This is a genomic window from Chitinivibrionales bacterium (assembly GCA_035516255.1).
GTDB lineage: Bacteria > Fibrobacterota > Chitinivibrionia > Chitinivibrionales > FEN-1185 > FEN-1185.
This window is the reverse complement of sequence record DATJAL010000054.1, coordinates 26,198-42,529: the sequence shown is the minus strand read 5'-3', so window position 1 is coordinate 42,529 and position 16,332 is coordinate 26,198. Positions and strand designations below refer to the sequence as shown.

The 16,332-nt window shown below is 53.8% G+C and carries 10 protein-coding genes and 1 tRNA gene; 5 read left to right on the top strand and 6 right to left on the bottom strand.

Annotated features, from left to right (window positions below; all coding sequences use genetic code 11):
• Positions 1 to 128: 128 nt before the first annotated feature.
• From VLX68_16955 to VLX68_16930, 6 genes are all read right to left on the bottom strand, one after another.
• Entirely contained in the window at positions 129 to 1,439 is a 1,311-nt protein-coding gene (locus VLX68_16955) for a phenylacetate--CoA ligase (GenBank protein HUI93935.1), read from the bottom strand.
• A gap of 5 nt (positions 1,440 to 1,444) precedes the next feature.
• Positions 1,445 to 1,969 (bottom strand): 2-oxoacid:acceptor oxidoreductase family protein, encoded by a 525-nt coding sequence (locus VLX68_16950; GenBank protein HUI93934.1) that lies wholly within the window; start codon positions 1,967 to 1,969, stop codon positions 1,445 to 1,447.
• A 120-nt stretch (positions 1,970 to 2,089) separates the two neighbouring features.
• A complete protein-coding gene (locus VLX68_16945) occupies positions 2,090 to 3,808 on the bottom strand; it encodes a thiamine pyrophosphate-dependent enzyme (GenBank protein ID HUI93933.1) in 1,719 nt (572 codons plus the stop codon).
• A 130-nt stretch (positions 3,809 to 3,938) separates the two neighbouring features.
• Positions 3,939 to 4,733, bottom strand: a complete 795-nt coding sequence (locus VLX68_16940) for an amidohydrolase family protein (protein HUI93932.1) — start codon at positions 4,731 to 4,733, stop codon at positions 3,939 to 3,941.
• Positions 4,734 to 4,947: 214 nt separating this feature from the next.
• Positions 4,948 to 7,482, bottom strand: coding sequence for an ATP-dependent helicase HrpB (hrpB, locus tag VLX68_16935; GenBank protein ID HUI93931.1), 2,535 nt, complete (start codon positions 7,480 to 7,482; stop codon positions 4,948 to 4,950).
• Positions 7,476 to 8,225 (bottom strand): DUF1295 domain-containing protein, encoded by a 750-nt coding sequence (locus tag VLX68_16930; GenBank protein ID HUI93930.1) that lies wholly within the window; start codon positions 8,223 to 8,225, stop codon positions 7,476 to 7,478. The genes hrpB and VLX68_16930 overlap by 7 nt, the downstream gene beginning before the upstream one ends.
• A 244-nt stretch (positions 8,226 to 8,469) precedes the next feature.
• Between VLX68_16930 and VLX68_16925 the strand changes: the two genes are divergently transcribed.
• From VLX68_16925 to VLX68_16905, 5 genes are all read left to right on the top strand, one after another.
• On the top strand, positions 8,470 to 9,588 hold the full coding sequence (locus tag VLX68_16925; GenBank protein ID HUI93929.1) for a GDSL-type esterase/lipase family protein: 1,119 nt from the start codon (positions 8,470 to 8,472) through the stop codon (positions 9,586 to 9,588).
• A 336-nt stretch (positions 9,589 to 9,924) separates the two neighbouring features.
• Positions 9,925 to 11,238, top strand: a complete 1,314-nt coding sequence (locus tag VLX68_16920; GenBank protein ID HUI93928.1) for a cellulase family glycosylhydrolase — start codon at positions 9,925 to 9,927, stop codon at positions 11,236 to 11,238.
• A 157-nt stretch (positions 11,239 to 11,395) separates the two neighbouring features.
• Positions 11,396 to 13,408, top strand: coding sequence for an excinuclease ABC subunit UvrB (uvrB, locus tag VLX68_16915; GenBank protein HUI93927.1), 2,013 nt, complete (start codon positions 11,396 to 11,398; stop codon positions 13,406 to 13,408).
• A 58-nt stretch (positions 13,409 to 13,466) separates the two neighbouring features.
• A tRNA-Leu gene (locus tag VLX68_16910) sits at positions 13,467 to 13,552 on the top strand.
• A gap of 365 nt (positions 13,553 to 13,917) precedes the next feature.
• Positions 13,918 to 16,212, top strand: coding sequence for a glycoside hydrolase family 3 N-terminal domain-containing protein (locus VLX68_16905; protein HUI93926.1), 2,295 nt, complete (start codon positions 13,918 to 13,920; stop codon positions 16,210 to 16,212).
• Positions 16,213 to 16,332: the final 120 nt, after the last annotated feature.

The following is a 16,332-nucleotide window of genomic DNA, read 5'->3' as shown; positions in this document are numbered from 1 at the left end:
TAAACGATGTGGAAATTGGCTGAGAAAAATATAATAAATTGTTTAATGCATTAAATGAAAAAAAATCACAATATAATAGGAAAAAGCGTTCGGAAATGAGGATCACCGGGGGCCGGGAAGCCTCTGCATCAGAGAGCGGGCCTGTTGTCGATGACCCGTTTTGCCTTGCCCTCGTATACCGGCAGCATCCCCGGTTCATGGAGTTCCACCACGGGATTCACCAGCACCGTTGATTTGATGGTGTCCCTGATGCGCTTCGACAGCGCATCGAGTCCGCGCATGTCGTCTTTGAACAGGTTCGAATGCACTTCGGTCTTGACGGTCATGCGGTCGAGCGATTCCTTTTTATCAATGACGATCTGGTAGTTGGTGCCCATTTCGGGCATGTGCATGAGCACTTCTTCGATCTGCGACGGAAACACGTTCACGCCGTTGATGATGAGCATGTCGTCGGTGCGCGCCATGATCCGGTCGATGCGGCGGTGCGTCCTGCCGCAGGCGCAGGGACCGCTGATGATTTTCGACAGATCGCGCGTGCGGTACCGCAGAAGGGGCGTTGCCCTGCGCCTGAGCGTGGTGAAAACGAGCTCGCCCTCTTCCCCGTCCACGCACGGTTCCATCGTTTCGGGATTGATCACCTCGACAATGTAGGAATCCTCCCACACATGCATGCCGCATTTATGTTCGCATTCGAACGCCACGCCAGGCCCGTTCATTTCGCTGAGGCCGTAAGAATTATACGCGTCGATCTTAAAAAGATCCTCGATCTTCTTCCGCGTATTCTCCGAGTACGGTTCCGCGCCGAGAAAGGCCTTTTTAAGCCGCAGGTCCGAGAGCGCATATCCTTCCTTGACAAGTTCGGAATAAATATGCAGCATGTAGCTCGGCGTTGCGTGCACGACGGTCGTTCTGAATTCCTTCATGAGCCAGAGCTGGCGCTTCGTGTTGCCGGATCCGGCGGGGATCACCATCATGCCCGCCTTTTCGGCGCCGTAATGGAGTCCAAGCCCGCCGGTGAAAAGGCCATAGGTCATCATGTTCTGGAACACGTCGCCTTTTTTGCATCCGGTGGCGATGATGGAGCGCGTGAGAAGAAGCGTCCAGTTGTCAAGGTCCTCCCGGGTGTAATAGATGACCGTCGGTATGCCGGTGGTACCGCTTGACATGTGCACGCGCACGACTTCTTCAACGGGCACGGCAAGGTGTTTTCGCGGATATGCGTCGCGCAGATCGTTTTTCGTGGTAAACGGCAGGCGCGTGATGTCAGGCAGGGCTTTGATGTCGTGTCCTGAAGAGACTCCCGAATCATTCAGCTTCTTCTGGTAGAACGGCGTCTTCAACGCCTGGTCGACGGTCTCCCGCAAAAGGCGGAGTTGATCGAGCTGAATCGACGGCCGGTCACGTGTTTCGGCCCGCTTGTCAAGAAAGGAGGTTTCCATGGAAATCAGGCTTTTTGTCTCCCCAGCCACGCAAATCCAGCGCTTCTCCCGTCGGTGAACGCCTGTTCGTTTTCAACCAGCGACCGTTTGAGCATTTTTTTAAGCGCCGCGCGCCAGGTTTCTTCCGTCATGGGCAGAAACGCGCTCAGGATCCCGAGGGCAAACGTGTTGCCGAAACGCTTGTCGCGAGGTTGAAATTGAGGATCGGTAAGGAAAGAAAGAAAGGACAATCCGCCTTTTTTAAGAAAGCCGTTCATCCTTTGCCCTTCACCTTCATGGAAGCACACAATATAATCAGCCTGGCCGGGACGAATGAGAGGCGAAGAGACCTTTGCGCCGAACCGCAGGTGCGATTCAACCGACCCGCCGCGCTGCGCCATGCCGTGCACCTCCGACTTTTTTACGTGAAAGCCGGCATTCATCGCCACGACGGCGCAGATTTCGGAAGCGGTAAGAACGCCCTGTCCGCCGGTGCCGCAGAACAGGACGTTCCAGATCCTTTCAACGGAAATTTCTTTTTTTGCCCTCATGTCTTTTTATTTTCGTTTAGATTCGATTTGTTGACCGTTGACGGTTTGCAGTTAACAGCAAAACATTATTACATTTTTTCAGGATTACACTGTCAACAGTCAACTGTCAACAGTAACCATCTATTTAAATGGTTTGATCAACGCCTCCGCCGGGCACAGGTCCGCGCACAGATAGCAGCCCGCGCACAACGACTTGTTTATCTCCACAAAGCCCTCGGCCGTTCTGGTCAGCGCCGGACAGTCGAGGCTGAAGCAGATGCCGCACGATTTGCATTTTGCCTTGTCGAACGCGGGCATCTGCAGCCTCTCGCGGTCGATGAGCTTGCACGGCCGCCGCGCGATGATCACCGACAGCGCGTTGTCGGCAAGCCGCTGCCTGACAAGCGCGTCGAGCTGCTTGATGTTTTTCGGGTCGATCACGTCAACGTTTTCCGCGCCGCTCGCCTTGCAGATCGCCTCAAGCGAGAGCTGCTTGGTGGGCTCGTCGCGGATGGTCTTGCCCGTCGCCGGATGGTTCTGGCCGCCGGTCATTGCCGTGGTTGAATTGTCGAGGACGATGATGAGCCCCTTCATCCGGTTGTAGGCGGCGTTGACGATGCCGGTGATCCCAGAATGCACAAATGTTGAGTCTCCAAGAACTCCCACAATCTTCCCATCCGGCAGAATGCGCCTGAATCCCTCGTGCAAGGTGACTGCCGAGCCCATGCACAGACAGGTGTGCAGGGCCGCGAGAGGCGGACTTGCGCCAAGCGTGTAGCAGCCGATGTCGCCCGCGACCACCGTCTTGTTGCGCCTGAGCACCGAAAACACGAAACGGTGCGGGCATCCCGGGCAGAGCACCGGTTTGCGTGCGGTGGAGGGAATTTCTTTTTTCTTTGCGCCTTTGCAAATAAGAGGCATGTACTGGGGCAGCAGCTCGCCTATCCTGAACGACGGGTGTTTTGCCTTCGCCTTGATGCCGAGCATCCGCACATGGTCCTCGATGATCGGATCAAGCTCCTCCACCACCACGAGTTCCTTCACGCTTTTCGCAAAGAGCGCGATTTTTCCGTCGCAGAACGGATAGGTGAACCCCAGTTTCAGGAACGACGCGTCGGGATAGCATTCTTTAAGATACTGGTACGAGATGCCGGACGTGATGAACCCGAGCTTCGCGCTCCCTTTTTCGATTTTATTAAGCGGCGTTTTTTCGGACAGCGCGGCAAGCTGCAAAAGTCGCTTCTCGACGAGAATGTGCTTCTGGTACGCGTTGCGCGGCACCATCACGTATTTGGGAATGTTCGGCGCAAACGGTTTGAGCGGCACTTCTTGCCGCTGTCCGACCGCAACGTTTTCTTTTGAATGTGCCACGCGGGTGCACATGCGGAACAGTACGGGCGTATCGAACTGTTCGCTGATGTCAAGAGCATATTTGATATAGTTATATGCGTCCGATGAACTCGCGGGTTCGATCATGGGAAGTTTCGCGTACGGCGCCACCCAGCGGGTGTCCTGCTCGTTTTGCGACGAGGCGAGCCCCGGATCGTCGCATACGACCGCGACAAAACCCGCGTTGATGCCGGTGTACGACGCAGTCATAAGCGGGTCCATCGCCACATTGAGACCGACATGTTTGGACGCGTACAGGCTCCTTCCGCCGGCAATGGCCGCGCCGAGCGCCACTTCAAACGCCACCTTCTCGTTGACAGACCATTGCGTGTCAACGCCGTCGAATCCGGCCAGGGTCTCGAGTATTTCGGTGGACGGCGTCCCGGGATAGGCGCAGGCGACGCGCAGTCCCGCTTCCCATGCGCCGCGCGCGACCGCCTCGTCGCCGGAAACGAGTTCTTGTGCAGTCATGTTTTTTTGATTTTCCATAGAGGTAGAATTTACATGATTGTTGAGATTTAGTGCCATACCGTAATTTTTTGGGTTCTGAATGATCTAAATCATTTCCAACCGGGAACATAATGTCCGCAACCTGAAACTCTTATTCGCCAAGCAGTATTTCCGCGTTTTTATGGAATATCTTTTCCTTCTCTTCACTGGTGAGATTCATTAGGTTGATCCATCGCACATCGGCAGCCTGGTCAAACCAGGGCGAGTCAGAGCCGAAAAGTATTTTATCCGTTCCATGCTTTCGCGCGAGCCTGATGAATTCCTCCGGTGCCATCCATTCACGGATGGCGGACGAATCAAAATAAATAGGAAGATCGAGCATGTACTTTTCGACATCCACCCACACCCGCCAGCCGCCCAGGTGCGCCGCAACGATTTTAAGCCGCGGAAAATTCTTATGGATTTCTTTGAACGCCGGCGGCAGCGCATGGTCGCAGGTAAACGGCCCCGGGTCTTTTCCCGCATGAAAAACAACGATCATGCCCGCGGACTGGAGCGCGTCGTAAATGGGGAAATAACGCGGCTCGCTTATGTAAAAATCCTGATACTCCGGATGGAACTTGATGCCCTTGATACCTGATGAAACAAGCACCGCGATATCGTCGGTAAAGGTATCGGCGCCGGGATGAATCGTCCCGAAGGGAATGGTATCAGGCGCCACAAGGTCCTTGCAGGTTTTATTGATCGTTGACACCTGCGAAGGCTTGGTGGCTATCGGAAGCAGCGCCGCCCGCGAAATGCCCGCCTGCTTCATGGACCGTCTCAACCCCGCAAGCGTGCCGTCGGTGAAGGATTTCGCCTCGGGCGAATGCGCCTTGAGGGCGTTCAGCGCGCGTTCGGCAAGGCTGTCCGGGAATATATGGGTGTGGAAATCGATGATGGTCATGAGAGGTTAAAAAATAGCAGTTTGAGAAGGACAATGCAAAAGGTAGGCGGTTTTATTGCATATCCAAAATAAAAAAAAGCAGGGCGTTCACGAGCGGCCCGACTGCCGAGGGATCAGGCGGCGCTGCGGGCGCGGCGTTCTTTGCCTACTTTCTGTCGCTGTTGACAGAAAGTAGGTGGGGGTTCGGGGGCAACGCCCCCGTCGCCTGTGGCGATTATCGCCACTCATGCTTGGGATACCTTCTGCTCAGCGTCTTTTTCAATTCCGGATAGTGGATTTTCCAGAAGCTTTCCAAATCTTCGGTGATCTGCACCGGCCGGTTGTTGGGTGCGAGGATTTCGATGAGCAACGGTACCCTGTTATTACCGACGCGTGGCGTGCTTCGCATTCCGTAAAGGTCCTGGATGCGCGTACGTCCGCGCGGCTGCTTTCCCGGCTCATATTGGATGCGCATTCTCCTGCCGTTGGGCAGCTCGACATACGGCGGCGCGGCCGAATCCAAGAAACGGTGCTGCCGGCAATTGAGCGATTCATGCAAAAAGGGCAGCGCCGGCTTGTCCCTCACGATTGCATAACGCCGCTCGCCTTCGCACATGGCATGCACGACAAGGCGCCTGTCGTCTTCCGTGAACGATGGCAGTTTCTCATCTGGAAACTGTTCCGACGCCCAGCGCACCCGGTTGATGAAATCGGATGCCGCCTGGTCCCAGCCCTTGAGCGGCATGTTTTTTTCTATAATTATATCCGCAAGCAGGCTTGATGCCTTTTCAAGGTCTACATTTATATATTTTTTCTCCTCTATCAATACACCGAGACACCAAGTACTGCCGCGGCTTTCCACCGCCTGTTCGATAGTATTCCATTCCACGCCCGATTCTGATCGCCAATCATCCACGAAATATTCCCGCAGCCATTCCTTTTTTATTTCCGTTGCAAGCGACAGCATGGTCCTGAGTTTTTGTTTTGGATCCTTTATCTCCCTTATTTCCGCAGCGATAAGAATTTCGGCGCTCCGCGCAAGGCTGTTTCTTTCAAGCTCGCCATGCCGGTTGTTCCGCAACCTGCAATTGAGGGTGCCTTTGTCTTTACGCACGGCAAGGTGGTCGGGATACGCAAGAAGCAGGCTTTGCGCAAGCGCGATCGGCGCGTCCTGCGAGTCGCGTGTGTGAAGGCCTTTTTGCCGGCAAAGCTGGAGGAACAGCGCCTGCGTTCGCAGAATATTGCGCGCCGCGCCCGCGTTCACGGCATTTCGTGCGCACATCGCCGGATCAAATCCGCTTTTGCTGATTTTTTCAAGCAGGCAATACTGGCCGTAAAAATCGGACGCCAATTCGTGGCGGTGCGTCTCCTCCGGATATTCCGGTTTTCCCGCAAGCGCGGAGCGCTCCGATAAGAGCGCGGCTCCGAATGACGCGAGCCGGGCCGCTCCCCGCTTCCCGGCCTCGATGAGAAGCCGCGCGAGCCGCGGGTGCATGGGAAACTCGCTCATTTCTTTTCCGGTATCAGTGATTTTTCCTGAAGCGTCCAAAGCTCCAAGGAGCGCAAGAAGTTCATTTGCGGCGGCTATTGCCAGAACCGGCGGTTTTTCAAACCATGGAAATTCATCGGGTGACGGATACCCCATCATCCGCAAATGCAAAACCGTTTCAGCGAGATCGACCCTGAGCACCTCGGGTGTGGTTCGTCTGCCTCTCCCCGCATGCTCGGTCTCGCTCCACAGCCTCACGCACACGCCGGCGTCTTCACGTCCCGCGCGGCCCGCGCGCTGGTCGGCCGAATCCATGCTTATTGGTTCCGTGAACAGGGTGTTGAACCCGCGTCCCGAATCATACCGGTTGACGCGCGCGAGACCGGAATCGATCACATGCCGTACGCCGGGGATGGTGAGCGATGTTTCCGCGATGTTCGTGGCCACGATGATTTTTCTGCGTCCGGCGTTTTCCATGACCTGGTGCTGCCGGTTCGCAGGCAGATCGCCATACAGCGGCAGCACCGTTACGCTTTCAGAGCGCACCGTCTGTGAAACCGCTTCAACGGTTCTCCTGATTTCATAAGCTCCCGGCATGAATATGAGGATGTCGCCTTTTTCTTTTATGACAAGATTTGCCGTTGCAGCAGCGGCAATTTTCCATACCGGAGGTTTTTGTGATGCATGACTGCTCGCATAACGCAGGGCGATGGGAAACGTCCTTCCCGCAGATTCGATAACCGCGGATCCTTGCAGATAATCCTTTAACGGAGCACTATCCAAAGTGGCTGACATGACGATGATCCGTAAATCCGATCTTGTTTTCTTCTGTAAATCCGCGACAAGGCCAAGCCCCACATCGGTGGTGAGGCTGCGCTCGTGGAATTCGTCAAATATCACTGCGGATACCTCAGATAAATTCCTATCCGACAAGAACATTCGCGGCAGGATGCCCTCGGTTATGAACCGGACGCGCGTGTCCTTTGAAACGGCAGACTCGAAACGCGTCTGGAACCCAATCTCATTACCCAGTGCAGTTCCCCGTTCTTCGGCCACGCGAGCCGCAAGCATGCGCGCGGCGAGCCGCCGCGGCTGCAGTACGAGAATTTGCCCGGAGCAAATTCCTGAATCGAGCAGCATTTGAGGAACTTGGGTTGACTTGCCGGAGCCCGTGGGGGCTCGGATTATGAGCCGGTTTCCGTTTTGAACAGCGGAGAGGATTTTGTCGTTCAACTCAATGATGGGGAGCGGCGTCATGGAGGTGGGCGGTCCGTTCACCATAGGAACGGCACCAGAACCTTTCGGTTCACTGGATAGTCCGCAAACGTCTTCTTGTACCACTGATGATTGCTGTAGGCGCGCGGCAGCAGGTTCGCAATCGTAAACGAGGCGAACGCCAGCCCCGCAAGCGACCACGTGGCGATGGCGAAGCCCGTCCATTCCACCATTTCGCCGAGATAATTGGCGTTCGATACCAAACGGAACATTCCCTGCTTTGGAATAAGATATTCTCCCTTCCCTTGACGCCGGAGAATGCGCAGGACCTTGTCCGAGTGCGCGTGGACGCCGAATCCCGCGATAAACAGCGTGAGTCCGATCCAGAGCCGCGCATCCATGCTCCAGCCGTTGGCCGAATAAAATCCTCCCATGCCAACCAGGCTGAGGCCGTTCGCCGCGCCGTTGACAGAATTAAAACATACGGCAAAAAATACGAGCAGCGCCGGAAACGGCTTTTTAGGCGACGTCATGATGAACGGATAGACAAATACGCGGTAAAAGTAATGCGCCTCCCAGATGATCAGGAAAAACGCGCCGAAAGCGCCTGCTTTATCAAGGTTTGCGAGTACTATCCAGGCTATCATCAAAAACGCGGGAAATTCCATGAGCATCCAGCCGTAGCGTGCGGAAACTGTCGGTCCCCATCCTTTGCGGACAAACCGTCCATACGGCGCGTTGATGAAAAAAAGCAGGATAATGACGCCTGCTGCAGAGGCGAATTCGATGGCAAGCAGGGCGTTCAGCAAAATTGTCTCTCCTTAGCTTGAATCCGTTCTAGAGTGAATCATGAAATTAGAAGGTCTTTGAGGGAGAAGCAAGAAAAAGATGATTTCATCATTTGCTCTTGTTTTACGCGGTACTAAAGCATCATTTTTGACGCATCGTGACGGGTTTGATTCTTGGACTCTTTAATACATGAAAACGGAAATCCATCCTCCATATTTCCTACAAATCCACCACAAAAGTTGTATATTATACCGTGAAACGCCAATGGAAACTCCACCATTTGTAAAATCCTTCTTTCTTTCGTTCCTCATTGTCATTTCAATCCAGCACCTTGCTTTTCCGGCCGATACCATCCACGTTTCCTGCGTGGGCAACAGCATCACGAAGGCCGAGGGGCTTGACGGCGCCGACACGGCATCGTTCCCCGCGCGTCTGCAGCAGATGCTCGGATCCGGCTACAACGTCCTCAATTGCGGGGTGGCGGGCGCCACCATGCTCAAGCTTGGGAACAAACCTTATTGGACCTTTGGGATCACCCAATTCAAGGAGGCAATGGCGTTTCTTCCCAACATCGTGACCATTGAGCTGGGCACCAACGATTCCAAGGGGAGCGGCGGCGTCGACAACTGGCCTTCGCACAGCGGCGAATTCATCGGCGATTACGAGGCCATGGTAGACACGTTCAGCTACTTGCCAACGCATCCCAAAGTATGGGCGTTCTACCCCACGCCCGCGTTCAGCACCGCTTATCTCATCGACAGCATGGTCATCCATTATGAGATATTGCCTAAAATCAAGACCGTTGTGCTTGACAAAGGCATCCCGCTCATCGATATGTGGACGCTGATGAGCAGCCAGAAAAGCCTGTTTCCCGACGGCATCCATCCCAATGCGGCGGGATACCTGATGATGGCGCAGAAAATCTACGGCATGTTCATGAAAGACACGCTCAAGGTTTTCCAGCAGAAAAACAGGCTTGCCGCGCCGCAGAACGGTTCTTTTTACCAATGGTATTGCACGGACGTCCCCGTTGCCGCCGCCGTGGGAGGGAATGATGAAGTTCTTTTTGCAAAAGACACTGGTCTCTACAGAGCTTTAGTAGGACAAAGCACGACAAACGACGACATGCTGGTGACCAATACGGTTCATGTTTCTCCTTCAGACCTGAACACGTCAATATTGTCTAAGGTAAACGCACATTCGCCTTTTATGACTGATGATGGGATAGTCGCAATCTATTCCATTACCGGCAGGCTGGTTGCCAATGTGCATGCCACTAAAAACTTCACCCCTGCATCCCTGGCCGACAAACTGCCTGTCAAGGCTAACGGCGTTTATTTTTTAAAAACAGGGAGCAGTGTTTTCAAGCTACTCATTAAATAATTCCAATTTTTCCCGTAACATTCCCAATCCCTCAAACGTTGTTATCATTGACTGACCCACTTTGAAGGCCGGTCCGGCCATGCCAAGCTTGCGGCTACGGCGCATCATATCCTCCCGCACAGCTTAAAACAGTCCGGATCGGCCTAATTTATTGCCATCCTGAAGATTTTTCTTCAATATTGCATCATTCACTTGATGAAAAAACCATCACTAATCATCAGCAAATAGCTTTATATTTAAGAAGAATTTCATCGGAAAGAATATTTGAAAGGAGATATTATGAAGAATCATCCTGCAAAATGCCAAATGTTTTTCCCTTTGATTTTTTGCTTAATCTTGATCCTGATATTATCCATTCCATCATCTTCCGCCACAATCACCTACAACGGCAAGTCCTATTACATCAACGGCATCAACGTTCCCTGGAATCAATTCGGCTCTGACGCGGGCACGCATTACGAGTGGGGACATCTTTACAACCCGACATGGTTTGAAACGTTCTTCACCCAATGCCAGCAGTATGGCGTCAACTGTGTCCGGCTTTGGATCCATTGCGACGGCCGCACCTCGCCGACTTTCGATGACAGCGGGTATGTAACGGGACTCGGCACCTCTTTTCTCTCCGATTTCACCGACATCCTTGCCCGCGGCCAGTCGCACAATGTGATGGTGATGCCGTGTCTTTGGTCTTTCGACATGACAAAGGACAATACGAGCGGCGCGGGAAAATACGGCGGCAAGCACAGCGACCTGATCCGCAGCGCGCAGAAGACCCAGTCGTACATCACCAACGCGCTCATCCCCATGGTGACCGCGTTCGCGAATACGCCCAATCTTTTCGCGTGGGAAATCATAAACGAGCCGGAATGGAGCGTTTCCGACATCCAGGCCGGCGGCGCCGGCGACATGGTGCTCAAGGTGGAGATGCAGCGCTTTTGCGGCATGATCGCGTCTGCAATCCATTCGAATTCCAGCAAGATGGTGACCGTTGGCTCAGCATCGCTCAAATGGTGCTCTCCCCGCGTAGGTCCTGCTGTACTTAACATGTGGAGCGATTCAGCTCTTAAGGCAGCATGTGCCAACGATGCAAAGTCAACTTTAGATTTTTATGAAATTCATTACTATGACTGGATGAACAACACGGACTGGGGATATGATCCGTTCCAGCTCTCACCCGCCAAAACGCCGGCCTGGTGGCAACTTGACAAACCCGTTCTCGTGGGCGAATGCCCTGCCGAGGACGGCATCTATACCGTGTCCCAAATGATCGCCAACTGCTTTACGAACGGTTATTGCGGCATAATGCCGTGGTCGTACAACGCGAACGACGGCGCAGGCACCTGGGACAGCGTTAAAAACCAGCTCAAGGCGTTCCGTGACGCCCATCCCGGGATGGTGGATTACACGACGGCGACCATTGCGAATCTTGCAGCGAAAAATAAGAATATAAAAGCATTATCGATTGTAAAAAGCGAACCGTTTACTTCCAGTATTACATTACCTGAAAATGTTCAAGGCGTTGATATTTTTGATGTTAAAGGAAGACTTGATTGGAAATTTGAGAGAACGGAGAGTGGTGTCGGATCTATGAGGATTTATTTACCGGTGCGGATATCTCAATCTCTATTCGTAATTAGATATTATTATTGAAGATTTCGACCGATTCCGAGCAGCACTCGCTCCTCAGATTTTCCAATCAAAATGTATTGTTCTGCAACATTCAAAAACGTAAGCACCTCAAGGCAATTGCTGTTCATTCAGACAAATTTGTTTAATTTATTATCCCTCCTCATGTATCTTTTACCCTATGAATTTCAAGCTCGTTTCCGACTTCAAGCCCGCCGGCGACCAGCCCGAGGCAATCCGCCAGATCGTTGACGGTGTGCGGCGTGGCGCAAAGCACCAGACGCTGCTCGGCGTCACCGGTTCAGGCAAAACATTTTCCATGGCAAACGTCATCGAGCAGCTGCAGATGCCGACGCTGGTCATCTCGCACAACAAAACGCTAGCCGCGCAATTGTTCCAGGAATTCAAGGGGTATTTTCCGGAAAATGCCGTTGAATATTTCGTGAGCTTCTATGATTATTACCAGCCCGAGGCATATATTCCCTCCACGGACACGTATATCGAAAAAACCTCGGAGATCAATGACGAGATAGACCGGTTGCGGCTCAAGGCCACGAGTTCTCTTCTCTCGCGTAAAGATGTTCTCATCGTTGCGAGCGTATCGTGTATTTACAACATAGGCTCGCCGGAATCCTATGCAGCGGCAGCGATGAAAATAGCGACCGGCACCGAGCTCGACCGTGAGGGGTTTTTCCGCCGCCTCAACGACATGCGATACGAGCGCAACGACATGGTCCTCGAGCGCGGCATGTTCCGCGTGCGCGGCGACATCATCGAATTGCAGCCCGCGTACGACGACACCGCGCTTCGCATCGAGCTGTTCGGCAGCGGCATCGAGGCGATCAAGCGGATACACCCGCTTACCGCAAAGGTGATTTCGACGCTCGATGAGATCACGATTTTCCCGGCAAAGCATTTCACCACCACCAGGGTCGGCATCGAGCAGGCCGTGCTGCAGATCCACAAGGAGCTTCAGCTGCAGCTCGAGACGTTCCGCAATGCGGGCAAGCTGCTCGAGGCGCAGCGCCTGGAGCAGCGCACGCTGTACGACATCGAGATGCTGCGGGAGATGGGGTTCGTATCCGGCATCGAGAATTACTCGCGCATCCTTGACGGACGAGAACCAGGCAGCAGGCCGTTCACCCTCATCGACTTCTTCAAGCCGCCCTACCTCACCTTCATTGACGAATCGCATGCCACGGTCCCGCAGATACAGGGCATGTTCAACGGCGACCGCGCGCGCAAGGAAACGCTCGTGGAGCACGGGTTCCGGCTCCCCTGCGCGCTAGACAACCGGCCGCTCAGGTTCAACGAGTTCGAGGCGATGAACGACAAGGTGATTTTTGTTTCCGCCACGCCTGCCGACTACGAACTGAAAAAAAGCGGCGGCGTCATCGTTGAGCAGGTGATCCGGCCCACCGGCCTCGTGGACCCGCTCATCGAGGTGCGGCCGGCGGAAAACCAGGTCGATGACCTCATTGAACAGCTGCGCGTTGTTGTTGAGAAAAAGCAGCGGGCGCTGGTCACCACGCTCACCAAAAAGACCGCCGAGGATCTCACCGAATACCTGGAGACGCTTGACTTCCGCGTGCGGTATTTGCATTCGGAAATCGAGACACTCGAGCGTTCGGACATCATCCGCGACCTGCGGCTCGGCGAGTTCGACGTGCTCGTGGGCATCAACCTGCTGCGCGAGGGCCTTGACCTTCCGGAAGTCGCGCTCGTGGCCATCCTCGACGCTGACCGCGAGGGGTTCCTCAGGTCGGCGCGCTCGCTCATACAGATCGCGGGCCGGGCCGCGCGCAATGTTGAGGGGAAAATCATCCTCTACGCCGATATCATCACCGATTCGATTAAAAAAACCGTTGAAGAAAGCACGCGCAGGCGCATGAAGCAAATCGAGCACAATAAAGCTCACGGCATCACGCCGGTCACGATCCAGCGGCCCATCCAGGAGCGATTGTTCTCCCCTGTTGAGGAGGAATCATCTGCCGCCGCCGGCGAAGTCAGGGAAAAAGCCGCGCCATATTCCACAAAAACTCCAGTTATATCCATTACCGATGAAAAGGATTTGGAACTCACCATCAAGAAGCTTGAAAACGACATGCGCGACGCGGCAAGAAGGCTGGAATTCGAAAAAGCGGCAAAGCTGCGCGACCGGATCGAAGAGCTGCGAAGGATACTTGGTCATTGACATTGAAGAACAACGAACCGCTATTCGCAAATAATCGAATCAACTATATTTATTCCAAGCCCGGGTGGTGGAACAGGTAGACACAAAGGACTTAAAATCCTTTGGCTGGCAACGGCTGTGCCGGTTCGATTCCGGCCCCGGGCATTGGTTTTACAGATTTTTCATCAAATAACTAAATAATTGATCGCCAATTATTAATCCGGTCATTTAATAGATGGCAACCATTCGCCTTGAACTTTTCGAAGGGTGAACGCTCATGGTTCAACAAGCTCACCACGAGCGATATCGGTTTCCATCAAAAATGTCATCTATATTCTGACCCATTAATAAGTTAAAAAAAGAAGAATATTTTTCAAACATTTCGTTGAAGAAATGTTTATATTATTGTTGGAGGGGGGCAAAATATCTCTTTTTCCCGATGTCGAAAAAAAAATGCGCCTCATTGACTTAATTACTTTTCCACGCTTCCCTTCACTGAAAAATCCCAAAAAAACAAGGAGGATCGGATCATGAGAACCTTTGTAAGGTTTGCTTCCGTCGTATCGGCGGTGCTTTTGGCATACGTCGTTGTATTCGGACAGAGCGGTGATTTCGAGACAACAGGTCGCGTTTTAGTTGGTGGAAACCCCTTTCAAGGCGCCACCGTCACCTACACCAGTGCTGCCAGAAGTCTGTCGTGGGATTTCTCGCGCGCAGACGGCACTTTCGGCATCAATGTAGGTGTCAAACAACCTCTTGGACAAAATCCGAAAGTCACCATGTTCGCGAACGGCCCTGTCACCATCGAAGTTTATGATATGGCAGGAAAAAAAATCGAAACAGTCAATGGCAAACTTGACAAGGGAACTTATTTCTTGGAACCGCTTTCAACAAAACTCGCCAAATCGATGTATTTGCTCAAAATCAGGGCTGGCAACAACGTGACCTGTCAAAAAATGCTCAATACCGGTGCAAAGAACAATGGATATACTGTTGTCCTTTCTTCGTCGAGCGAACCGGTGGTCATGGCAAAGAAACTCGCGAACGCTGATACGGTTCGAATTGGAAGAACCGGCTACACCCCTGTTTACATACCTATTGTCTCCTACGGCCTCAATATCGGCGACCAGACATTAACCACCGTTGACATCGAAGGAGAAGTCAATACCAAGCTTGCAGCGCTGAGCCAGACTCAGAAATGCGCCCAGCTCTGCATGCCGCCGACGCAAGATGTGAATACCATTGTAAACAACAATTGCGGAAGTTTATTCGGCGGCGGCGGCGCGCTGCTGGGGTCAAGCGCTTCGGCGTGCGCGAATGGCGTAGACGCCGTTCAGACCGCGATGATGAACGGCTCCCTGAAGATACCGGTCCTTGCCGCATACGACTTTGTTCACGGCGCGAGCGCTGTCCCGGGCGCGACCATGCTCCCGCACAACCTTGCGATGGGCGCAATCCAGGACACGCTCCTGATCCAGAAGGCCTTTCGTGTGTGCGCGCTTGAAGTTCGCGGATCGGGCTGCAACTGGGGATATGGACCTTGCATCGCCGTCATCCGCGACGACCGCTGGGGACGCGCGTATGAAGGCTTCTGCGAAACTCCGGAACGCACCCAGATCATGGCCAGACACGCTGTGCTGGGCGGGCAGCTCACCGACCTGTCCAATCCCTTGACGTATGCCATGTGCTGCAAGCATTTCGCGGGCGACGGCAACACGGCTAACGGCGTGAACGCAGGGACGACAGTGGGGCCCGATGCAACGGCGCGGGCCATCAACCTGCCGGGTTACGCATCCGCGGTCAAAACCGGTGTGGCAACCATCATGCCTTCGTTTTCTAAATGGTGCGACGGCACGCCAATGCATATTAATAAAACGCTTATGACCGGTTACCTGAAGTCTGATTCAATTGGTTTCCAGGGATTCATTGTGGGCGACTGGGACGCGGCCACTCTAGGTACCAGCGAGCAGGCTGGGCTCGACGTGGAGATGGCGCCCGAGGCCAGCACTGGAATTATCGGATCGCTCAACGGTATTTATGCCGCTAACCAGGCAAGGTTGGATGACGCGGTGAAACGTGTGCTCCGTGTAAAATATTGGATGAACCTGTTCGACTCGAGGCAGTACACAACGAACCGCGCTCTTACCGCTCTTGTCGGAAGCGCAGCACACCGGACGGTGGCGCGGCAGTGCGTCGCGGCCTCACAGGTGCTCCTTAAAAATACAAACAATGTCCTGCCCATGGCCAAGACTGCCAACCTGGCAATCTGGGGCACCGCCGGAGACAATATAGGAATTCAGTGCGGCGGATGGACGGTGAGTTGGCAGGGACAGCAGGGACCCATTCCGGGCGGCGGCGGCACGTCGATCAAGACCGCATGCCAGGCGGTGGATGCCAACGTGAGCTATGTGGCAAGCCCGGGAGCGGTGGGCACCTCCGACTATATCCTCGCGGTGCTCAGCGAGAACCCGTACGCCGAGACGTCGTTCGGCGCCATCAACCTCACGGGCGACGATGCCACCGGCTCGAACCAGGCCGTGATCACTGAGATCGCCGCGGCCCATACGGCCGGCAAGAAGGTGATCGGGATGCTCATTGCCGGCAGGGTGCTCGACATCACGTCGGTAATTGACAACTGCGATGCATTCATCTGGTCGGGCCTGCCCGGCACCGAGGGCGCGGGCATCTCCGATGTTCTGTTCGGCGATGTCAAATTCAGCGGCAAATTGCCGGTCACATGGCCCATGAACCTTGCGCAGGAGCCCATCAACTCCGGCGACGGCCAGACCGGACGTTTCGCTTACGGGTTCGGATTGACAGATTAACCTCGGTATTCTTCCCGTCGATTTCAACAGCCGCGGAATTTCTTCCGCGGCTGTTTTTTTATTACAGCTTATTGATCGAAAATTTTTTATTATTTTATTTTAGCCATCCGTTACTTTGCG